Origin of the sequence: Aquabacterium soli (assembly GCF_003933735.1) — a bacterium.
GTDB classification, from domain to species: domain Bacteria; phylum Pseudomonadota; class Gammaproteobacteria; order Burkholderiales; family Burkholderiaceae_C; genus Aquabacterium; species Aquabacterium soli.
The window spans coordinates 120,207-141,311 of record NZ_RSED01000007.1 but is presented as its reverse complement, the minus strand read 5'-3'; the positions used below and the strand labels follow the sequence as shown (position 1 = coordinate 141,311).

Here is a 21,105-nt window from a genome sequence, read left to right as displayed (position 1 = left end):
TCAAGTCGACAGAACGATCTTGAGGATCGCAGTGTTGAGGTCCGCCTCGGATATCGCGCGAAACTCGGGTGCCAACGCGCGCCTGGGTGGCGGTGCGACGACATGAGGGCTGGCTTCCTGCTGCACGATACGCATGCCTTCGCGCAGAAACATTCCAACCATGTCGCTGCAGGCGATGCGGTTGGTGTAGAACCCCGCAGACCTGAACAGCCTGGAGTTCCAGGTTGCAGACGAAAAGCGCATGTTGTTCTTACCGCCGCCGAGATGATCACGGAAATCGATCTCGTGGGACATCAAAGCTCCGGGCTTGAGGATCCGCTTGAGTTCCACCACATGATCGGCGAACTCGTCCTTGTCCACGTGCTCGAGCACGGCGTTGGAGAACAGGAAATCGATGGAAGCAGTAGGGATGGTTTTCAGAGATGCCAACCCATGCGTCAGGTACTGACTGCCATGGCAGCGCGACATCAGGTCTGCCAAGTCGGTACAGCCCTCCAGGTCAACATGGCTGCTCAGTTGCCGGTTAAGTTTCTTGTAAGGCGCCAGGTCATGAGCCACGAAATCACCGACATCCACCAGCACTGCGCTGGCACGGTGCGATGCGGCGATGAGCGCCGTCGCCACGCCATCTCCGGGCCCCATCTCCAGGATGCGCGCCCCTTGCAACTGCACCAGGCCCGCAGCACGTACGTGGGCATTGAAGACGCTGATGGCATAGGAACCATCGTCCATGCCCCCGTGGCGGAAAACCCCAAACCTGGCCCATGTTCTGTAACCCACCGGCAACCTGGAAACAGCCAGCTTGGCTGTCATCGTCACCCACCACGGACGAAACTGCATTCTTGCTCCCGATCAGGAATGAAGCCACCACGATCTAGGTCGTGGTACATCACAGACGATCATAAATGACATAAAGTTGCCGGACCACGCCTGGCCAGCCAAACCGGTCAGTGGCCGACTTCCGGGCCTGCATCAGTGCCTCCTGGATCTCAACACCAGCCGCGCCTGCAAACAGCTTGTCGGCCCTGTCGAAGAAAGCCTGTGGATCCTGCACCTCGTACAAGGTGTCGGACAGGTAGTCCTCGTTCATGCCGGCGCGGGTCGTCAACACGAACACCTTGTGCAGGTAAGCCTCGAGGATGGCATTGTTGGCGGTGGCGAACGTGAGCGGCAGCAGCATCACCAGGCACCGGTCGAGCACCTCGGCATATTGCGCATGGCTCAGACGTTCCCTGTGGACATGCACCGCTACCCCGGCTGGAGCATAGATCCGGTCAAAATCGACGCCGACCAAATGAAAGGTGTAGCCATGCGCGCGCTCGTTCCCAAGCACGGCGTTGATGAAATCAATGTCGCGGTAGTTGCGTCCCACGATGCAGACCTGCTTGTCCACCACTAACTTGGGCGGAGGCTGCGGCCCCACGACAATTCCGTGAGGCACCACCGACACGCCCCGCAGCCCATAGGCCTTCGCATAGACAGCAGCCGCATCCGTGGTCAGCGAAATGGCGTGATCGCACGTCTTCACGCAACGGTAGGCCAAGCCCTGGAAGAAGCGCCTGGCACATTTCTTCAACAGGCTCTCTCGCGCGGGGTAGGTGCTGTACCACTTGGGCGATAGGTGGAAGGTCATCACGACCTTCTTTCCGAAGATGTGCTTGAGCACCAACGGTGAGATGAACACTGTTCCTTCCGGATAGATGTAGTGCACTACATCCACTCTCAACCCCTTCAGGACCGTCATCAATTCGATCAGCAATCGCCTGACCACTGCTCCCGCGAAGGAGTAGTTGCCATCCGAAAAGATCGACGTGTAATCGAACACACGGCATCCCTGGACGAATTTCATGAGACGCCCATAGCCCGAATATTCATCGTGGTATGAGAAGTTGAATCCCACCACCAAGATTCGATTTTTCATCACACAAGTGCAGCAAACGCTAGCAGATCACATGACAGGCTCACATGCCCCTCGTTTTTGTGCTTGCCGGAACTCAATACCACCCAAGCTGGATCAGGCGCTTCTTCAAAGGCCAGGTCAGCTTGAATACAGGGCCCGCCACTGGCGAGAACTTCAACACTCTGGATTCGCACAGTAGGGAAGCATCGTGGTCGATCAGGGCACCTTGTTGGTAGAGCGTACCGCAAGCATCCAGATCCTCGGCCTCGCTCCATGCCAGATCGCTGTTAAACGGAAGACCCCGCACCAGGCGCTTGTCGAACAGCATGATGCCACCATCGACATATGCCACGCGGCGCTTCATCATCGCCAAGTGATTCTCGCCCGCCGAGAAGCCCCCCAGTGCCTTGGCTCGGTTGCGCCGCGCGACGTCATACGAGCCGATAAGAATGTAGTCGAGGTAGCGCACACGACGCCCCTGCCACTCGACCTCCACCCGTGGAGCCAGCACATCGAAATGCTGCGAAAGCACCCTGGAGACAAAGTCGGTGCCGACGGCTATGCGCGTATGGCTGATGGAGACGGCCTGGTAACGGGCCGCCTGGAACAGGCGGTTCTTCTTTTCGGGCAAGGGTATGCGCGTGGCCTGCGCAGGCAGATCGCCGTCAATGACTGCTATGTCGATTCCCGGGGCATACCGACGCAGTCGGTCCAACCCTTCCTCATCAAGCGGCCCGCAGACCAGTATCTCTACACGCGATTCATGGCCCCGCGACGCCGTGGCCATGGATTGGACGGCCTCCAGCAACAGCGCCGCGTCATGCACGCCCCCACCAAACACGACGCCAAAGCTCAGCCCGTCGGGCAAGGTCGTACTCACCTGTTTGACCGCCCTGATCTCGCCTCGTGCATCGTCCACAGCCTCGGTGAGAAAAGTCTGCCCGACGGACTTGAAAAATTCATGGCGTACCTGCCAAAAGTCCACACGCTGCGCTGTGAACAGCAGGCTGCGCGCAGGCTCGTCGGTGACCAAAAGCCGCCCTCCATCCTTCAAGGCCCACTGGGCATACTTGAAGGCATGCCGCAAGACGCCGTACTGCTTGAGCGCGCGTGCATCGACGATGAGTTCATCGCAGCTTTCCACCCGCCCATGCAGCGCGGCCAGGGACGCCAGATCATGCACAAGAATCGGACTAGGATTCATAGGGTTTGATCATCTTCGCGGGTACACCTGCATAGACATGATGGCGCGAGCAATCGCGCGTAACCACGCTGCCCGCGCCTACAACCACGTCGTCGTGCACGCGCACGCCCGGCATGATCGACACGCGGGCACCGATCCAGCAGTTACTGCCAATGCTGACGTCACGCACGTCTACACCGGATGTACGCAAGAGCACGCCCACGCCGTGCCGATGCACCGTATCGACCACGACCACGTCCGGTCCGAAGATGGAGCCAGGGCCGATCGACAGCCTGCCGAAGACAATGAGCTTGGCGCCATCGGCCATGTACACGTCGTCTGCGATGTCGACCATGCCATCCGACAGGCCGAAGTCAATCGACAGGTTCTTCACCTCCACACGAGCGCCAAGCCGAAGCGTACCGCGCCCATGCACATCGAGCCCATCGACCCGGGCATGCGGCCCGAGCGTCACCCTGGATTCAGCGGACTTGCGAACGCGGCCGAACAGCCTCGCGCCCTTGAACAGGGTCAGTCTTCGGTTGAAAGACAAGGCCAGCGCCATTTCGATCAGCCTATGGATCCGTTGGCTCATGCGCCCCCCTGACCATTGAACGATGGAGGCGTGTATACAGCACAAAGCCCACCGCCAACACCACGCTGACCTGTAGGGCCGTTGGCACGCGATGATGATTGAGCAGACAGGCAAAACCAATGGCGATTAAAACCACGTCCAGCCACAGAGCCTGCGCGGCCATGTGAAAAGTGCGCCTGAAATCCCAGTTCACATACAGGTAGGCCAGCAGCCAGGCCAAAAGACAGGCCAAGCCGTATCCCTCGTGCCCCAGAAGGCGAGTCAACCCCCACGACAACAGGCACAGCGCCAGCGAGTAAACGCCATTGTGCCGAAGGGTGCGCCGTGATTCCCCTGCCTTCTTGAATACCATGCCCTTCATGACGAGTTCCGCCTGCAGGATGGTCGCCACAAAAAGGCAGAACGCGGAGACAACGGACACGCTATCCAGCTTGAGTAGCGCCCTCAGTTCGTCGCTTAACGCACCGCCGACTAGCGCAATGGCGCCGTAGAACACGACGAAACCCACGCGGCCAAGACGGAGCGTGCGGATCATGCCCTGATCCTTCACGTCAAAACGAGCATGCCCATTCAAGGTCAATGAATAAACCATGAAGACTGGCAATCCGACCAACGCTTGATAGAACAGCAGAGGACCAACGCCACCCATGCCCGCATTGGAGACCATGAAGTAGACCGCGAGCCAAGGCGCCATGATGGAGAACAGCGTTTCGACAAAGTTGGGGAGAAGAAAGCGGCGCACAGTGATCCATGCCAACACAGCCTCTCGTCGCCATCGAAGGGGAGGGCGCCGATCGTCCGCCTGTTTCGAGCCCACGTGCCACATGGTCAGGAGCAGCACCCCATAGCCCAGGCAGATGTAAGCGGCGGCCCCCCGCAATCCGAAGCCCCTCAACAGCTCGACGCCTATTACCACGGATACGAGCAGGCCGCACAACGCACACACCACGCGCCCCCGGCCCAGGCGCCCCAGTGCCTTGCGATAGACCAACATGACCTGGGCCAACGAAGACACCAGGATTGCCAGGAAGAACAGTCCCGCGCCCATACCGCGAAGTATCCCGTCGATCTGGAACAGTCTCGCCCCCGGGATCAGCAAAGCCAGCAGCATCAGGAAGATCAAAATGAAGAACATCGCCGGCGTGAAGCGGTAAACCCAGGCATGAGGGCGCTCACTTGCTATCCTTCTCGAATAGACCAGGTAGTAGATGCCAACAGTCGAAGTGAGCCCCCCTACGCACATTGTCAAGGTCGTCCGGAAGTAGGACAGCAGGTCGAAATCAGGCCTGCTGAGCAACATGCTGGATTGGTAAGTGAACACGAAGAAAAACAGCTTCAGCGCTACATCCAGAAGCACAAAGCCAAAGCGTTCAAGCACGATGATGTAAGACGAGGCCGAGCGACGGCTCAGGGTGAGACGGAGCGCACACGCCAGCGAGAGCGCGCAAGGGCAGCCACCGCTCCCAGTGCGACCGACGCAATGCCACCCACGACCGCCAAGAACAGCCTGCGTGGTTTAGTAGGCTTCTCGGGTGGCGTAGCCACATCGATCTGCTGCAACCGGGGGCCTTCACGGGCCTCATCAAGCTTGGCCAATTCTGCCTGGCGTACCAGTTGTTCAAGCGCGGTAGCACGCACCCGCATGTCGCGATAAGCCTGTACTGCGTCCATGCCGCTGCCGGACACCTTGCCTTGCCCACGCCCCTCTTCCCCTTTGCGCAAAGCCTGTTTCAAAGCCTCGATCTCTGTGTCAAGGCGTTGGACATCCGGGTTGCGAGCCGTGGCGAAATGCCCCAGGGCATCACGCTGCACTTCCTTCTCCGTGATGCGGGCCCGCAACTCCGCGGAAGTGCGCGATTGCTCTTCCGCAAGCAACTCGCTGACGACCATGCCACGTTCGGCCTGCAACTGCCGGAACGTGAGCTCCGCAGCTTTGAGGTCCAAGGCGGCCTTGGACAACTGAGCCTCGTAGAACATGCGCCGTTCCTGTGCTTCGGTGATGGCAATCTTGGACAGCATCTTCTGCAGTTCGATCACAAAGGCATTGGCCATCCGAGCGGCCTGTTCCGCACTTTGATCATCGACCGACACCACGATCAGGCTCGTTTTCTTGTCAGCGGTGATCTGTGTGCGTGATTCCAGCTTGGAGCGGGTTTCGGCCAGCGTGGTGGCCTGATAGGCCCCCTGCAGGGAGAATTTTCCGATGATGGCGTCCTGGATGGTGCGGCTGCGCAACAGCGCCGCATACATTTCTTCAGGGGACTTGGTGGTGCCCAGTCCTGGCAGCCCGACCAAGGCGCCCAGCTGAGCAGCCGCCCCTGAGGAGCCGTTGGAGGATGGCTGAGATACCAGCAGCAGAGTGCTGGCCACGTAATACCTAGGCACTAGCAATACCACGGCAATGCTGAGGAGCAGCCCCGCGGCCACCACAATGACAAAGGTCTTGCTCTCGTCGCGAAGCCTGCTGAGCAACTGACCCAGAGGGTCGTCCAGCTGGTTGTCGTCGCCGGCGCCCTTTGAGGCTTGGTTCATATCCGCATCCATGGTGGTGGTAATACGCAGGGTGTCACTCCCTCAACGTCTTGATCGCCGCAGCCCCCAGACTGAACTGGTAGATGATCTGCGTGATGTCCTTGGCATTGCGCGTGAACACGCTCCATGCACTCTCGTGATCGGTTTTCTCGGGCAGCACGATCAGGTCCCCTGGTTGCACTGCAGCCCCAGTGATGCTTCGATTGAACCAGCTGCTGCTGTTGTTGCCCGAAGCCACACTGCCATCGGCCCGGATGATGAACAGCTCATCCTTGTCCGCCCCACTGGTCAGCCCAGCCTGGCTCAGGTAGTCCTGCACCGTACCACCACGGCGCCACAGCATCGAGGCCTCGGTATTGACCGAGCCGAGCACATAAACAAAGTCAGGCCGCGAAGGGATCACCAGCCTGTCCTGGTTGGCCAGGCGCACATCCGGCAAGGCGTCAACCGTGGCGTTGTCCGCCTGCAGCCCCAGCATGATGCGACCCGTCGGGTTGATGTTCCTCAACCGCTCCAACGCCTGCTGCTGCGCCCGGGCCTCCGCCTCCAGCCGCAACCGCGCCGTACCAGACGCATCACCGCTGACCGCCGACACGCTGGCCGCCGACGAACTCAGTTGCGTTTGCGTCTGCGCCTCCAGGCGCCGCACCAGTTGCTCCAGGTTCTTCTGCTGCGTCTGGCGCACCTCTTCACGGTAGAAGGCCGATCCGAACAGGTAGGCATCCGGCGTCAGGCCGCCGGCTTTCTCCAGCAGGTTGGACAGGCCATCACCCGGGTTCATCTGGTAGATGCCCGGGCGGCGCACTTCGCCCTCGATGCGCACGAACACCTGCCGCTTGGCCTGCGGCACGCGCACATCGGTCACGGAGAACACGGTGACGATGTCGCCCGGCTGCAGGGCCAGGTTGTCGGGGCTGTTGGCGTCTTCCAGCGCACGGCCCAGGTTGAAGGGCACCAGTTGCACCGTCACGTTCTGGCTGTCCACCCGCTCGACCACGGCGTATTCCAGGTTGATCTCATCGACCAGGTTGCCGATGCGCTCGGCCAGGGTGTCGGCGTTGTCCCGCACTTCGCGCACACCGCCTTCTCCACGAAGTCGCGGCCCTGGGCGATCAAGCGGCTGGCCCGGTGCGCCGTTGCCGTACGCACCAGATGCATCACCCGGGAATGCGCGCGGCGAACTTGCATCCTGCGCCCGACGGGTCAACTGATACCCGTCCTCAACACGTTGCTTCTCTTCGGTGGTCAGCAACACGCTGTTCTGCCGCTGCACCGAAGCACGCGACATCAGGTAGCTCTTGCTGGGGATCAGATCGCGGATCTTCATGCCCTCGCGCCAGGGTGCACGCACGGGCTGGTCCACATTGCCGCGCAAGGTCACGGCATTGCCGAACTCCGGGCTCAGGCTCAGCACGGTCAGCAGATCGCCGTTGCGCAGCGGGCGGTTCAGGCCAGCCGCATCCAGGGCGAAGCTTTCCACCGATCGCGCCGGCTTCTTGCTCGGATCCACACGCTCCAGGTAGGCGCGCTTGGGATCGGCCACCACGGGCAGCCCCCCGGCCAGCGCCAGCGTGCTGCCAAGGGTGTCCTTGTCGCCGCCCAGCTCGTACACAGCGGGGGTGGCCACCTTGCCGGTCAGCGCGATGTAGCCCCTGGCTGGCGGGATGGTGATGGTGTCGCCATCCTGCAGGCGCACATCGGCTGATTTGTCGCCCTTGGCCAGAAAGTCGTACAGATCCAGCTCGGTCACGGTGCGGCCGCCGCGCTTGACCTGCACGTTGCGCATGCTGCCGTTGGCGCTGGGCCCGCCGCTGGCAAACAGGGCCGACACCAGGGTAGAGGCGCCGCTCAGGTTGTAGGCGCCTGGCTTGCGGGCCTGGCCCACCACGTACACGGTGATGCCGCGCAACTGGCCCATGGTCACGCTGAGCTGGAAATCCTTGTAGTAGCGGCCCACGGCATTGCGGATGGTGGACTCAGCCTCTACCGAGCGCACACCGGCCAGCGGCACGGCGCCCACGCGGGGGATGTGGATCTGGCCATTGCGGTCGACCACGGCGCGCACGTCGATGTCGACGGAGCCCCAGCCGCGGATCTGCAGCTCATCTCCCGGGCCCAGTCGGTAATCGCCCGACACCGGCGCACTGGCCTGGGGGTTGAAGTTGTCGGGCGCAGCATCGAAGAAGCCGGCACCGAACAAAGGCAAGGCCTGACCGGTGCTTTCCAGCACGAACTTCTGGAAATCATTGGGCGGCAGCGGCTTGGCAGGCGCGGCGTAGGCGCCCGGCTGCTGGCCGTTGGCGCGCTGCGTGGCGCTGTTCCAGCGCTCATCACCCGATCCAGGCAGCCCCTGGCGGATGGTGGGCACGGACGACAGGCCGGAATCCATGCGGCCGATGCCGCTGCCATAGCCCTGGCTGGACAGGCCCAGGCCACCTTGCTCGAAAGCATCGTCCTGCTGACCATAACCCTGGTTGGCCCCCCCACCTTGCAGGCTGCGCAGGCTTTGCGCAAAAGCGCCAGGTGGCAAGGCCAGTGTCAGCGACAAAGCCAGTGCCAGGGTCTGGCGAAAGGCCTGCGAGCGGCGCGGATGCGTCATGAGCCCAGTCTTCCATGTGTGAATGCTGGGCAGATTGTAGGGCGCCCCGGGGGGATTACTCGGCCCGTCGTGCCTGTTGTTTGCCGGCCTGCTTGCCACGGTACATGGCCGCATCGGCCTGCTTGAGCAGGCTGTCCGGATCTGTGGCGTCCAGCGGGGCCACCGCGTAGCCGATCGTCATGCCGAGGTGGCAACTGGCTTGGCTGAGCACGAAGGGTTTGGCGCTGCAGGCCAGCAGCTTGTCGGCCACCAGCCTGGCCTGTTGCTCATCGGCCAGCCCTGCCGCCACGATGACGAATTCGTCACCTCCGATGCGGCAGACCAGATCACCAGCACGCACGGCCTGCTTCAGGCGCTGCGCCACCATCACCAGAGCCTCGTCGCCAGCGTCATGCCCATGCACATCGTTGATGGGCTTGAAGCCGTCCAGGTCGATCACGTAGAGCGCCAACATCTGGCCCTGCCCCGCCTTGGCCAGCATGCCGCGAAGCCCATGCTCCAGCCCACGGCGGTTGGCCAGCCCTGTGAGGGCATCGGTCTGCACGGCCACCAGCAGGCGATCACGCTCTTCGCGGTGCAGGGCGGCGTCCCGCCGCATGTCCTTGGTACGCAGGCTGCCCACCATGGCCCAGGCCAGCAGGTCGATGGCTGCGCCCAGTTGCGGCACGATGTTGTCCCACTCGCTCCACGGCACGTGGCCCTGGTGCAGCCCGGCGCCGATGGCCAGGGCCACAGCGTGGGGCACCCAGCCGATCAGCACCCACAGGGCCAGGCGGTCACGCCGCAGCCCTCGGCGCAGGGCCAGCGGCAGGATCAGCAGGAAAGGCCAGGTGCCGACCAGCCCGATCACCGGGCCGACCACGCTTTCACCGACCAGCCCGGCGATGAACATCAAGGCCAGTATCGCGAGCAACCCGCTGATGATGCGCAGCCCCTTGCTCAGGCGCGGGTGGCCGTGGGGCAGATCAAGCGCACGGTCCACGAACAGGAAGCCGCTCAGGGGCAGCATCAGCGCGAACAGCAGCGACACGTTGGAGTTGAGCCCGCCGTGGCCCGGCCAGAAATGCTGCGATGCCAGGCCGAAGTACGAGAACCACGACAGGGTGTGGCTGGCCGCGAACAGCGCAAACCACAGGTAAAGGCGCTCACGGTTCAGCGCTGCCGCCACCAGGGCGTATACCGTGAGGCACAGGCCCAAACCGAACATCAGGCTCTGCCAGAACTGGAAGGAGGCCTCCTTGGCCAGCAGGGCATCCGTCTGCAGCAGCGACGCGGGCATCAGCATGGCCAGCGGCGCGTACTTGCGCACCCGCAGCACCAGTTCGTAAGACTGCCCCGGCTGCAGCGCCAGCCTCGCCGCGTGGTGGTGGGTGGGCGCGGCCTTGTCCTTGAAGGCGAGCAACTGGCTCAGGTAGGCGCGCTGCACCACCCGCCCCTGCTGAACCAGAAACACCTCCACCTCGTCCAGCGGGAAGAAGTCGATGGTGAACCACCAACCGGCCGGCGCATCGGCCGCCGTGCTGATCTGGGTGCGCAGCCACACCGTGTCGGGGCGCACGCCCAGGTTGGCATAGGGCACCTGCGGCACGGTGAAGACGCCTCGCCGTGCCAGCGCCTGATCGATGGTCAGGCTGTGGGCGGGATCAGAGAGCTGGCGCCAGGCGGGCCACAGCGCCACTTCACGCTCGCCGGCGGTCAGGCGCACCGTGGCCTCGGGGATGCCTGTTTGCGCCAGAACAGCCCCGGGCAGCAGGCTCAGCCACCACAGCAGCAGCGCCAGCACCGGCAGGCGCCTGAGGGACACGATGGGCAGTTGACGCAAAGTTGAACGCGAAAAGGTGAACCCGCCATCTTAATGACGATTGCATCCGCCCACGGGCCAGCCTGTGAGCACCATGTCACGACCTTTCAATCAGTGAAAACCTTTAAGCGCCACCCTCGCAAAACGCCACGGTTTTGGCGCGGTTGACGCCCAGTCACCCCTGCTGGCGTCGTAAAAGCTCGCCACACCCTCAAGATGCCGCAAAATCTGTCCCCTCTTTCGACGAGTTCCCCCATGAAGACTTTTCAGTGCGTTGTTTGCGGATTTGTGTATGACGAGGCCCAGGGCCGCCCCGAAGACGGCATCGCCCCCGGCACCCTGTGGGCCGATGTGCCCGACACCTGGGAGTGCCCCGACTGCGGCGTCGGCAAGAGCGACTTTGAAATGATCGAGATCTGAACGAGGCTGAGCACGATGTCTTCTGGCAATGCAGTGGTGGTGGTGGGATCCGGCCTGGCGGGCTATAACGTGGCGCGTGAACTGCGCAAACTCGACGCCGAGGTGCCCCTGGTGGTGATCAGCCGCGATGCGGCGGGCTTCTACTCCAAGCCCATGCTCTCCAACGCGCTGGCCAGCAAGAAGACGCCCGCCACGCTGGTGATGAAGGACGCGGCCAAGATGGCCGCCGAGATCAACGCCCGCATCGTGTCCAACACCGGCGTGCAGTCCATCGACACCCAGGCCCAGACACTCACGCTGAGCGACGGTGAGGTGCTGCCCTACCGTGACCTGGTGTTGGCCCTGGGCGCCGACCCGCTGCGCCTGCCCCTGCAGGGCGATGCGGCCGACACGGTGCTGTCGGTCAACGACCTGGACGATTTCGCGCGCTTCGCCGAGGCGCTGGACACCGCCGCCGGCGGCCAGCCCGCCAAGCGCGTGGCCATCCTGGGCGCCGGCCTGATCGGCTGCGAGTTCGCCAACGACCTGCTGGCCCGCGAGATCCAGCCCACGGTGTTCGACCTGGCCGAGCGTGCCCTGCCGCGCCTGCTGCCTCCCGAGGCCAGCGCCCGCCTGCAGGCCAAGCTGGAAGCCGGTGGCGCCACATTCCGCTTCGGCACAGGCGTATCGGCCGTGAACCGCGGGGCCAATGGCCTGGTGCTGACGCTCAGCGATGGCAGCACGGTCGAGGCCGACGTGGTCCTGTCGGCCGTGGGCCTGCGCCCCCGTACCCACCTGGCGGCAGAGGCCGGCATCCTCACCGGCCAGGGCATCATGGTCGACCGCCAACTGGCCACCAACCGCGCCCATGTGTACGCCCTGGGTGATTGCGCCGAGGTCGATGGCCACTGCCTGCCCTATGTGATGCCGCTGATGCAGCAGGCCCGCGCCCTGGCGGCCACGCTGGCAGGCAAACCCACCCCGGTGAGCTACCCGGCCATGCCCGTGGTGGTCAAGACACCGGCCTGGCCCACCGTGGTGTGCCCTCCTTCGGCCCGCGCCGAAGGCCAATGGAAGGTGGTGAGCAGCGACGAGGCCATCGAGGCCCGTTTCGTGTCCAGCGCCAACCCGGATCAACTGCTGGGTTTCGTGCTGCAGGGCAAGGCCGTGAGCCAACGCCAGGCCCTGGCCGGCCAGGTGCCCTCGCTGCTGTCCTGATGCGTATCTGACTCAGGGGGTTTGTACCCTGAGCCTGATTGCGTTAACCTTGAGCCCCTTTTGGAGCAGGGCCTCCATCAGGCGCGGCTGAAGTTGCCGCAACTTGGAGGACACGGCCGCATTGGCGACCAACAAGGTCCAGCCCTCGTCGTCCAGCGGGCCGGCTTGCACATGCAGGGCCAGCCCGGCGGGCAGCACCGATCGAACCGCTTCCAGGCACTTCTGTGATGCGCGCAGGCGCTGCATCAGGCTGGCCAGTGGTTCGGAGCCGTCCAGCGCAGTTTTCACCCCCGGCACATCGGCAACGGAAGGTCGGAAAAGGTCAAGGCGTCTGGGCGATCTCATCGCGAAAGGTTAGGAAAGCATGCAGATACTGATCACCGCCGGCCCCTCGTCACCCACCCGGGTGTACCAGTTCACCTCGCTCTCGCTGGTGTTGTCGGCAGTGGCCCTGATCGTACCGCTGATGGGCCTGTCTGTGGCGCTGTACCACGCCGTCGTGCTCAAGGCGGCGCAAGAGCAATGGCCCATCATCTCTGATGCCGTGCGCTTCGTCGAGCGGCACGAGCAGGCCCAGCGCGACCATTTCGTGCGCGAAAACCTCGATGCCATGGCCATGAAGGTGGGTGATCTGCAGGCCCGCCTGATGCGCCTGGAGGCCGTGGGCGAGCGCGTGGCCGGCATGGCCGGCATGAAGCCCGAAGAACTCAAGAAGGTCGAACCCACCCCGCCCGGCGCCGCCGGCAGTGGCCGCGGCGGCGCCCTGCCCGCCCTGCGCGAGCCCACCCGTATCGGCAGCTTCGACGACATGAACCAGTTGATGGAGCGGGTTCAGAACCTCAGCGACCGCAACGCCGACGTCTTCACGCTGATCGAATCGCGCCTGTTCGAAAAACGCCTCGAAGCGCTGATGATCCCCAGCAGCGCGCCGGTGGCCAACGTGCCGGTGGGCTCGGGCTTCGGCTTCCGCTCGGACCCTTTCACCGGCCGGCCAACGCTGCACACCGGGCTGGATTTCCCATCCGACACAGGCACCGCCATCCTGGCTGCCGCAGGTGGCGTGGTCGCCTCTGCCGGGCTCCACCCGCAGTATGGGCAACTGGTCGAGCTGGACCACGGCAATGGCCTGATCACCCGCTATGCCCACACCTCCAAGATGCTGGTCAAGCAGGGTGACCTGATCCGCCGCGGCCAGAAGATCGCCGAAGTGGGCACCACGGGCCGCTCCACCGGCCCGCACCTGCACTTCGAGGTGCTGGTGGAAGGCGTGCAGCAGGATCCGGCCAAGTTCCTGGCCGGCAAGGGGCAGGCGCCACAGAACGTGGCCCAGGCCCCAACGCCAGCGCGCTGAGGCCGGGCTCGGCCGTTGGCCGGCAGCGGCCCGGGATCAGAAGCGCGTCCGCATCCCCACCACGAAGTTGCGCCCGGGCAGGGGCACCTGGTCCTTGAGCACCGAGGTCGACAGCCGGATGTCCTCGTTGGTCAGGTTCCTGGCCAGCAGGAACCAGGTGATGTCGCTGCCGTTGAATCGCTGCACATAGGACAGGTTGGCATCGAGCTGCGTGTATGAAGGCGTGCGCGTCTCGGACGCGGCCAGTCGATCCTGCGCATTGGCGTGGATCACCGAAGCACCCGTGCGCCATGGGCCGCTCTTGAAGCCGATGTCCCCGCCCACGCGGGTGGCAGGCTGCAGCGGCAGGCTGCCGCCACCATCGTCCAGGCTGCCGCGCGAGGTGTCGGCAAAGCCGCGCAGCGACAGGCCCTCGCCATGGCGGTTGTAGCTCACCTCGGCCTCCGTGCCGCGGATGGTGGCATCGGCTTGACCGAACACGCGCTCGTTGAAATCACCGCCCGCCACGCCATCCTCATCCAGCGTGTTGCCGGTGAGCTGGCCATAGATGAAGTCCTTCACCTGGTTCTGGAAGACGTTGACCTTCCAGCGCACCAGGCCCGTGGTCTTCTGCAGGCTCAGCTCTACGTTGTGCGAGGTCTCCTTCTTGAAATCGGCATTGCCGATGTCGAAGGTTTCCGTGGCCTCGTGCGGGCCATTGGAGTAAAGCTCTTCGGTGGTGGGTGCGCGCTGCGCCACAGAGAACGTGGCCCCGAGGCCATAGCCCGGCGTGAAGGGCCACAGGCCCCCCACTGAATACGATGTCAGGTTGAACGACCTGTCGGCGCTGCCGTCTTCAGGGCGGCGCTTGACGTTCTCCACGCGCAGACCCGCGTTCAGGCGCACGGGGCCCAGATCGCGCTCTTCCACGATGAAGGCTGCCGTCGAGGTGGACTTGGTGACGGGCACGGTGCCGGGGCTGCCGTCTTCAGCGCTCAGGGCCGAGAACTTGCTCTGCTCGGTCTGCAGGCCGATGCTGCCGCGCCAGCCAGCCACCTCGCGGTGGCGCAGCTCCCAGCGCGATTCGAGTGCGCGGTTCTTGAAGTCGGTCTCAGGCTCGCCCTCGCCGTTGATCTCGGTGTGCTTGTAGTCTGTGTAGCCCAGCTTGAACTTGAAGGCCTCGAACACGCCGAAGGGGTTGTTGACCAGGGCGTCCACGTCGTAGCGGGTTTGCTTCAGGTCGATCGACGCACCTTCGTCCGTGGGGATGCCGTACAGCTTGTCGAGCTGGCTGACAGAGGCGCCCACGTGGCCCCAGGTGCCGATCAGGGAAGCACCGACGCCGATGTCCTTCTCGCCCGAATAGGAGCCTGGCAGTCGGCCCGAGCCCGAACTGGGATCGTCGCGGACGCGGTCGTCGGGGATGCGGTAGTTGCGGGCGTCCTGCACGCTGCCGTCCAGGTGCAGGCCGATGTTGCCGGCCGATCCATCCACCGACACCGAGGCCGTGCCGCTCTTGTCGGCCGTGCCATGGCGCAGTTCGACCATGCCGGTGGGCTGGGGCTCCAGCGTGGTGGGGATGCGGTCATTGATCACGTTGACCAGGCCGCCGATGGCGCCCGAGCCGTACAGCAGGGCGGCCGGGCCACGCAGGATCTCGATCTGCTGGGCGGTGGGCCCGCCCACGCCCACGGCGTGGTCGTTGGACAGGGTGGACACATCGGCCGCGCCCATGCCGTTCTGCAGGATCTTGACGCGGGAGCCCTCCAGGCCGCGGATGATGGGCCTGGATGCGCCGGCGCCGAAGGCCGAGGCCGACACGCCCAGCTCTTGCGACAGGGTGTCGCCCAGCGAATTGCCCAGCTTGTTGCTGAGCTCGTCGCCGGTCAGCACCTTGGCGGGCGCCAGGATCTGATCGCCTTCAGAGGCGTTGAAGGGGGCTGCGGTGACCGTCACGGTCGGCAGGGCCTGCGTGGTGGTGGGAGCCGCGGCGGTTTGGGCGAACGAGAAGGAAGCCAGGGCGGACAGCGCCGCGCCGGCCAACAGGGTGTGTTGGAGCTGCATGAGAAATTCCTGAAACCAAGGGCGTGCGGACCGGCGACAGCCAGGTCAGGCCGCACCGGTCGCATCAACGGGCGCCATGTCCACAGGACAAGCGACGCCAAGGGGCGCAAGACTCAGGCAGCCGGCGGGCCGCGCGACAGGAAATGGCTGACGAACAACGCATGCCAGGATGCGAAGACCGTCGCTGGAGGCAGGGCTTCCATCTGGCGGGCCACCGCCGCAGGCAGCAAGGCCGTGGGCAGGGTGTCCGCCATGCACAGGCCATCGAACAGCACGCAGGAGTGCAGCGATGACGACGAGGCCTCATCGCTCGACGCATGCGGTGATGCAGACGCCACCGCTCCGAACAGCACGGAGGCAGGCGGGCTCATCGGGCCGCCCGCATGCTCGATGCGGTGCAGCACGCCCACCGCCTGGGCCCAGAGCAGCGAGCACACCAGCAGCGCCACGGCCCAGAAAGCGGGCGGTGAGCGTCGGGCGGTGGAACCTGGGGTGCACCGGCGGGATCGCAGGAGGGCTGGGCGGGTCATGGGCTGGAGCGCACATTCTAGGGGGAACCCCTGGTGAACCGAAGCCGCTACCCCCAGGTGCTACACTTTTTGGCTTTGGTTGACTGGGGAAAGTGCCCCCGGAACCACCCCGGTGCGCTTGATTTGGCCGCCGACCGACTGTTGACCGATTGGATAGACCGCTCCATGTTGCCCAAGATTCTCACGACGATTTTCGGTAGCCGCAATGAACGCCAGCTCAAGGAGTACCGGCGCACGGTAGCCAAGATCAACGCGCTGGAGCCCAATTTCGAGCCCCTGACAGACGAGCAGTTGCGCGCCAAGACCGATGAGTTCCGCCAGCGCATCGCCAAGGGCGAAACGCTCGACGACCTGCTGCCCGAAGCCTTCGCTGTCGTGCGCGAAGGCTCCAAGCGCGTCTTCAAGATGCGCCACTTCGATGTGCAGCTGCTGGGCGGCATGTCGCTGCACAACGGCAAGGTCGCCGAAATGCGCACCGGCGAAGGCAAGACCCTGACCGCCACCCTGCCCGTCTACCTCAATGCCCTGACCGGCAAGGGCGTGCACCTGGTCACCGTCAACGACTACCTGGCACGCCGCGACGCGGAGTGGATGGGCAAGCTCTACACCTTCCTGGGCCTCACTGTCGGCATCAACCTGCCGCAGATGCCTAGAGAGCAGAAGCAGGCGGCCTACGCCGCCGACATCACCTACGGCACCAACAACGAATACGGCTTCGACTACCTGCGCGACAACATGGTCTACGAGGTGCGCGACCGCGTGCAGCGTGGCCTGAACTACGCCATCGTCGACGAAGTGGACTCGATCCTGATCGACGAGGCCCGCACCCCGCTGATCATCTCCGGCCAGGCCGAAGACCACACCGAGCTGTACCTGGCCATCAACGCCATCGCGCCCAGCCTGAAGAAGCAGATCGGCGAGGCCGACCCGCGCACCGGCGAAGGCGTGATCGAGCCCGGCGATTTCACCGCCGATGAAAAGAGCCGCCAGATCACCCTGACCGACGACGGCCACGAGAACGCCGAACGCCTGATGACCGAGGCCGGCCTGCTGCCCGAGGGCGCCAGCCTGTACGACGCGGCCAACATCACGCTGATCCACCACCTGTACGCCGCATTGCGCGCCCACCACCTGTTCCACAAGGACCAGCATTACGTGGTGCAGCAGGGCGAGGTCGTCATCGTCGACGAGTTCACCGGCCGCCTGATGTCGGGTCGCCGCTGGTCCGACGGCCTGCATCAGGCCGTGGAAGCGAAAGAAGGCGTCGAGATCCAGGCCGAGAACCAGACCCTGGCCTCCATCACCTTCCAGAACTACTTCCGCATGTACGGCAAGCTGTCGGGCATGACCGGCACGGCCGACACCGAAGCCTATGAATTCCAGGAGATCTACGGCCTGGAAACGCTGGTGATTCCGCCCAACCGGATCATGCTGCGCAAGGACCAGCTCGACCTGGTCTACAAGACGGCCAAGGAAAAATACGAGGCCATCGTCGCCGACATCAAGGAATGCCACGGCCGCGGACAGCCCGTGCTGGTGGGTACCACCAGCATCGAGAACTCCGAACTGGTGGCCAAGCTGCTCGAGCGCGACAAGCTGCCCCACCAGGTGCTCAACGCCAAGCAGCATGCCCGCGAGGCCGAGATCGTGGCCCAGGCCGGGCGCCCCGGCATGATCACCATCGCCACCAACATGGCCGGCCGCGGCACCGACATCGTGCTGGGCGGCAACATCGAGAAGCTGGTGCAGGCCATCGAGCAGGACGAATCGCTCGACCATGCTGCCAAGCAGCTCAAGATCGACCAGCTGAAGGCCGAGCAGATCGAACTCAACGCCAAGGTCAAGGAGCTGGGCGGCCTGCGCATCATCGCGACCGAGCGCCATGAATCGCGCCGCATCGACAACCAGCTGCGTGGCCGTGCCGGCCGCCAGGGCGATCCGGGCTCTTCGCGCTTCTACCTGTCGCTCGACGATCCGCTGATGCGCATCTTCGCGGGCGACCGCGTGCGCGCCATCATGGACCGCCTGAAGATGCCCGAAGGCGAAGCCATCGAGGCCGGCATCGTCAGCCGCAGCATCGAAAGCGCGCAGCGCAAGGTCGAAGGCCACAACTTCGACATGCGCAAGCAGCTGCTCGAATACGACGACGTGTCCAACGACCAGCGCAAGGTGATCTACCAGCAGCGCAACGAACTGCTCGAAACGCAGGACGTGGCCGAATCCATCGCCGCCCTGCGCGGTGGCGCCCTGACCGATGTGGTGCGTGCCCACGTGCCCGCCGAGAGCGTTGAAGAGCAATGGGACCTGCCAGGACTGGAGAAGAACCTCCAGGAAGAATGGCAGATCGAGGTCGACCTGGTCAAATGGGTCGGATCGGCCAGCGCCGTGGACGACAACGACGTGCTGGAGCGCGTGCTCAAGGCCGGCGAAGACACCTACGCTGCCAAGACCGCCCGCGTCGGGGCCGAGCAGTTCGCGTCTTTCGAACGCATGGTGCTGCTGCAATCCATCGACACCCACTGGCGCGAGCACCTGGCTGCGCTGGACTACCTGCGCCAGGGCATCCACCTGCGCGGCTACGCCCAGAAGAACCCCAAGCAGGAGTACAAGCGCGAAGCCTTCGAGCTGTTTGGCCAGTTGCTGACCACGGTGAAGATGGACGTGACGCGCCTGCTGCTGACGGTTCGCATCCAGAGCCAGGAAGAAGCTGCGCAGGCCGCCCAGGCCATCGAAGAACAAGGCGAAGCCTTCTCCAACATCACCTACACCCACCCGAACGAGGATGGCAGCGTGGCCACCGAGAAGGAAGGCCAGCCCGCCGCCGCGGCAGACCTGCCCCGCGTGGGCCGCAACGACCCCTGCCCTTGCGGCAGTGGCCAGAAGTTCAAGAACTGCCACGGCAAGCTGGCCTGATCACAGGCACCTGCGCCGCACCATGACATCGGGGCCTTCGGGCCCCGATGTGCTTTGGGCCGTCAAGGTTCCGTGGCGGGTACGGGCAATTTCTTGACCACGGTGTCCTGGGCACGCAAGGGCTGCCCATCCTCGAAGCGCAGGGCCACCTTGCGCGTGAGCGCGCGCCCACTGCGGCGATCGACCAACCTGGAATGCGCCTCGCCAGGGCGGTAGAGCTCGGCCTCGCCCCACTGGCGCAAGGTGACGATCACCGGGAACAAGGCCTCGCCCCTGGGGGTGAGCACGTATTCCGAATAGGCGCTGCCATCGGACGCAGGCTCGGTGCGCAACACGCCAGCCTCCACCAGCAGGCGCAGGCGATCAGCCAGGATGTTGCGCGCCACGCCCATGCTGGCCTGGAACTCACTGAAGCGCCTCACGCCATCGAAGGCATCGCGCACGATCAGCAGCGACCAGCGCTCGCCCACCGCATCGAGCGCACGCGCCACCGGGCAGGGCGCATCGGCCAAGCTTTTTCTTTTGGCCACAACAGGCTCCTTTGTGCGGCACAAGCCCGCACTCACTCACATGGTTTCATTTTAAAACCAGAATGGCAACCCATCATCCAGTTTTTATTTGAAACCACATGAAGAACATCCATCAGGCCTTGTCGATCAGCACCGCTCGCCTGATCGCGCTGTGCTGCGCCATCAGTGTGGCCAATGTCTATTACGCACAGCCCTTGCTGGATGCCATGGCTGCAGACTCCGGTCTGTCCCGCGCCGCAGCCGGCGGTCTGATCACCACCGCGCAGCTGGGCAGCGTCATCGCGCTGCTGGTGCTGGTGCCCCTGGGAGACCTGCTGAACCGTCGCCGGCTGCTGCTGGCCCAGTCCATGCTGCTGATCGCGGCCCTGGTCGGCGTGACGATGGCGCACTCTCCTTCGGCACTGCTGATCGCACTGACCTGCACCGGCCTGCTGGGCACGGCGATGACACAAGGCCTGATCGCCCATGCGGCCACACTGGCGCATGCCACACAACGCGGGCGCATGGTCGGCACGGCGCAGGCGGGCGTGGTCATCGGGCTGCTGATGGCGCGCGCGCTGGCCGGCGCCTTGAGCGACATCGCAGGCTGGCGCGCCGTGTACGCAGCCTCGGCGCTAGTTTGCGGGCTGATGGGTCTGTGGCTTTGGTGGCGCCTGCCAGAGACCGATGCGGCCAGGCCAGCGCCTGAGCAACCACGATGGACCTACCCTGAGCTGTTGCGCTCCATGGCCTGCCTGTTGATGCATGACCGCACCCTGCAGGTGCGCGGCACGATCGGCCTGCTGATGTTCTTCACCTTCGCGGCCTTCTGGAGCGCCATCGCACTGCCGCTGGGCCAGCCGCCTCATGCCTGGTCGCACACGGCCATCGGCGCGCTCGGGCTGGTGGGCGTGGCGGGCGCATTGGCGGCGGGCCGTGCAGGCGCCTGGACAGACCGGCAGCATGGACAGCGGGTGACCGGCGCCGCTCTGCTGTGCCTGATGCTGTCCTGGGGGCCGCTGGTGATGATGGAGCACTCACTGGCCGCCTTGCTGATCGGTGTGCTGCTGCTCGACCTGGGCGTGCAGGCCCTGCATGTCGTCAACCAGAGCCTGATCCTTCAGGGTGATCCCCAGGCTCAGGGCCGGCTGATCGCCTGCTACATGCTCTTCTACGCGGCGGGCAGCGGCCTGGGCGCCATCACCGCCACCTGGCTCTACGACCTGCACGGCTGGGCGGGCGTGTGCGCACTGGGCCTGGGCGGCAACGCGGTGGCCAGCGTGTTCTGGTGGTTCACTCGCCCATCTATTGCAGTGCACAACGGCCAACCTAGTGGCAACCCTGATACGCCATCACACCGCATCGCGCCTTGATCAGGCTCATTCATTGAACATCGGTTCTGGCTGGCTCCATCAGCATGCCGGTTGGCGCTACAAACGTGTCATCCATCGCAAGGGGCTTTCGCAGACGGCTCGAGGGCCCTAGATTGCGACGCATCACAACGTGAGCACAAGACGGCACCTCAAGGCGCC

Annotated in this window: 17 protein-coding genes; 5 read left to right on the top strand and 12 right to left on the bottom strand. The window is 64.3% G+C overall.

Going from position 1 to position 21,105, the window contains the following annotated elements:
• The 8 genes from EIP75_RS10660 to EIP75_RS10625 all read right to left on the bottom strand — a co-directional run bounded on the left by EIP75_RS10660 (position 1) and on the right by EIP75_RS10625 (position 10,613).
• Positions 1-840, bottom strand: coding sequence for a class I SAM-dependent methyltransferase (locus EIP75_RS10660; protein WP_125243252.1), 840 nt, complete (start codon positions 838-840; stop codon positions 1-3).
• A gap of 49 nt (positions 841-889) precedes the next feature.
• Entirely contained in the window at positions 890-1,849 is a 960-nt protein-coding gene (locus tag EIP75_RS10655) for a glycosyltransferase (RefSeq protein WP_158622811.1), read from the bottom strand.
• Positions 1,850-1,994: 145 nt separating this feature from the next.
• Positions 1,995-3,104 carry a hypothetical protein gene (locus EIP75_RS10650; protein ID WP_125243250.1) on the bottom strand — a complete coding sequence of 370 codons (1,110 nt, stop codon included), beginning with the start codon at positions 3,102-3,104 and terminating at the stop codon, positions 1,995-1,997.
• Positions 3,094-3,678, bottom strand: coding sequence for an acyltransferase (locus EIP75_RS10645; protein WP_125243249.1), 585 nt, complete (start codon positions 3,676-3,678; stop codon positions 3,094-3,096). The genes EIP75_RS10650 and EIP75_RS10645 overlap by 11 nt, the downstream gene beginning before the upstream one ends.
• The gene (locus EIP75_RS10640) at positions 3,659-5,056 is read right to left on the bottom strand and encodes a hypothetical protein (RefSeq protein WP_125243248.1); all 1,398 of its coding nucleotides are present in this window, start codon (positions 5,054-5,056) and stop codon (positions 3,659-3,661) included. Before EIP75_RS10640 ends, EIP75_RS10645 begins: the two co-directional genes overlap by 20 nt.
• Before the next feature lie 29 nt (positions 5,057-5,085).
• Positions 5,086-6,210 (bottom strand): Wzz/FepE/Etk N-terminal domain-containing protein, encoded by a 1,125-nt coding sequence (locus tag EIP75_RS10635; protein ID WP_158622810.1) that lies wholly within the window; start codon positions 6,208-6,210, stop codon positions 5,086-5,088.
• 34 nt (positions 6,211-6,244) lie between these two features.
• Positions 6,245-8,809 (bottom strand): polysaccharide biosynthesis/export family protein, encoded by a 2,565-nt coding sequence (locus EIP75_RS10630; protein WP_233584800.1) that lies wholly within the window; start codon positions 8,807-8,809, stop codon positions 6,245-6,247.
• Positions 8,810-8,864: 55 nt separating this feature from the next.
• Positions 8,865-10,613: a diguanylate cyclase gene (locus tag EIP75_RS10625; RefSeq protein ID WP_158622809.1), complete on the bottom strand. Its 1,749-nt coding sequence runs from the start codon at positions 10,611-10,613 to the stop codon at positions 8,865-8,867.
• Between the two features lie 252 nt (positions 10,614-10,865).
• Between EIP75_RS10625 and EIP75_RS10620 the strand changes: the two genes are divergently transcribed.
• Positions 10,866-11,030 carry a rubredoxin gene (locus EIP75_RS10620; protein WP_125243245.1) on the top strand — a complete coding sequence of 55 codons (165 nt, stop codon included), beginning with the start codon at positions 10,866-10,868 and terminating at the stop codon, positions 11,028-11,030.
• A gap of 15 nt (positions 11,031-11,045) precedes the next feature.
• Positions 11,046-12,227 carry an NAD(P)/FAD-dependent oxidoreductase gene (locus EIP75_RS10615; RefSeq protein WP_125243244.1) on the top strand — a complete coding sequence of 394 codons (1,182 nt, stop codon included), beginning with the start codon at positions 11,046-11,048 and terminating at the stop codon, positions 12,225-12,227.
• Between the two features lie 12 nt (positions 12,228-12,239).
• On the opposite strand, the gene EIP75_RS10610 is transcribed toward EIP75_RS10615, so the two are convergent.
• Positions 12,240-12,515: a DciA family protein gene (locus EIP75_RS10610; RefSeq protein WP_233584799.1), complete on the bottom strand. Its 276-nt coding sequence runs from the start codon at positions 12,513-12,515 to the stop codon at positions 12,240-12,242.
• Positions 12,516-12,591: 76 nt separating this feature from the next.
• On the opposite strand from EIP75_RS10610, the gene EIP75_RS10605 reads away from it, so the two are divergent.
• Entirely contained in the window at positions 12,592-13,578 is a 987-nt protein-coding gene (locus tag EIP75_RS10605) for a M23 family metallopeptidase (RefSeq protein ID WP_125243242.1), read from the top strand.
• Between the two features lie 36 nt (positions 13,579-13,614).
• On the opposite strand, the gene EIP75_RS10600 is transcribed toward EIP75_RS10605, so the two are convergent.
• Both EIP75_RS10600 and EIP75_RS10595 read right to left on the bottom strand, forming a co-directional pair.
• Complete coding sequence (locus EIP75_RS10600; protein ID WP_125243241.1) at positions 13,615-15,621, bottom strand: TonB-dependent receptor; 2,007 nt, start codon at positions 15,619-15,621, stop codon at positions 13,615-13,617.
• Between the two features lie 113 nt (positions 15,622-15,734).
• Positions 15,735-16,151 carry a hypothetical protein gene (locus EIP75_RS10595; RefSeq protein WP_125243240.1) on the bottom strand — a complete coding sequence of 139 codons (417 nt, stop codon included), beginning with the start codon at positions 16,149-16,151 and terminating at the stop codon, positions 15,735-15,737.
• A gap of 165 nt (positions 16,152-16,316) precedes the next feature.
• On the opposite strand from EIP75_RS10595, the gene secA reads away from it, so the two are divergent.
• A complete protein-coding gene (gene secA / locus EIP75_RS10590) occupies positions 16,317-19,064 on the top strand; it encodes a preprotein translocase subunit SecA (protein WP_125243239.1) in 2,748 nt (915 codons plus the stop codon).
• 62 nt (positions 19,065-19,126) lie between these two features.
• Here secA and EIP75_RS10585 read toward each other — a convergent pair whose 3' ends face one another.
• Positions 19,127-19,594: a winged helix-turn-helix transcriptional regulator gene (locus EIP75_RS10585; protein ID WP_125243238.1), complete on the bottom strand. Its 468-nt coding sequence runs from the start codon at positions 19,592-19,594 to the stop codon at positions 19,127-19,129.
• A 98-nt stretch (positions 19,595-19,692) separates the two neighbouring features.
• On the opposite strand from EIP75_RS10585, the gene EIP75_RS10580 reads away from it, so the two are divergent.
• Entirely contained in the window at positions 19,693-20,946 is a 1,254-nt protein-coding gene (locus tag EIP75_RS10580; protein WP_125243237.1) for an MFS transporter, read from the top strand.
• The last annotated feature ends 159 nt before the right edge of the window (positions 20,947-21,105 follow it).

Bases quoted from the DNA above. Each gene is read 5' to 3' on its own strand.
- EIP75_RS10660 (WP_125243252.1), bottom strand. From the start codon at position 840: ATGCAGTTTCGTCCGTGGTGGGTGACGATGACAGCCAAGCTGGCTGTT.
- EIP75_RS10655 (WP_158622811.1), bottom strand. From the start codon at position 1,849: ATGAAATTCGTCCAGGGATGCCGTGTGTTCGATTACACGTCGATCTTT.
- EIP75_RS10650 (WP_125243250.1), bottom strand. From the start codon at position 3,104: ATGAATCCTAGTCCGATTCTTGTGCATGATCTGGCGTCCCTGGCCGCG.
- EIP75_RS10645 (WP_125243249.1), bottom strand. From the start codon at position 3,678: ATGAGCCAACGGATCCATAGGCTGATCGAAATGGCGCTGGCCTTGTCT.
- EIP75_RS10635 (WP_158622810.1), bottom strand. From the start codon at position 6,210: ATGAACCAAGCCTCAAAGGGCGCCGGCGACGACAACCAGCTGGACGAC.
- EIP75_RS10630 (WP_233584800.1), bottom strand. From the start codon at position 8,809: ATGACGCATCCGCGCCGCTCGCAGGCCTTTCGCCAGACCCTGGCACTG.
- EIP75_RS10620 (WP_125243245.1), top strand. From the start codon at position 10,866: ATGAAGACTTTTCAGTGCGTTGTTTGCGGATTTGTGTATGACGAGGCC.
- EIP75_RS10615 (WP_125243244.1), top strand. From the start codon at position 11,046: ATGTCTTCTGGCAATGCAGTGGTGGTGGTGGGATCCGGCCTGGCGGGC.
- EIP75_RS10605 (WP_125243242.1), top strand. From the start codon at position 12,592: ATGCAGATACTGATCACCGCCGGCCCCTCGTCACCCACCCGGGTGTAC.
- EIP75_RS10600 (WP_125243241.1), bottom strand. From the start codon at position 15,621: ATGCAGCTCCAACACACCCTGTTGGCCGGCGCGGCGCTGTCCGCCCTG.
- EIP75_RS10595 (WP_125243240.1), bottom strand. From the start codon at position 16,151: ATGACCCGCCCAGCCCTCCTGCGATCCCGCCGGTGCACCCCAGGTTCC.
- secA (WP_125243239.1), top strand. From the start codon at position 16,317: ATGTTGCCCAAGATTCTCACGACGATTTTCGGTAGCCGCAATGAACGC.
- EIP75_RS10580 (WP_125243237.1), top strand. From the start codon at position 19,693: ATGAAGAACATCCATCAGGCCTTGTCGATCAGCACCGCTCGCCTGATC.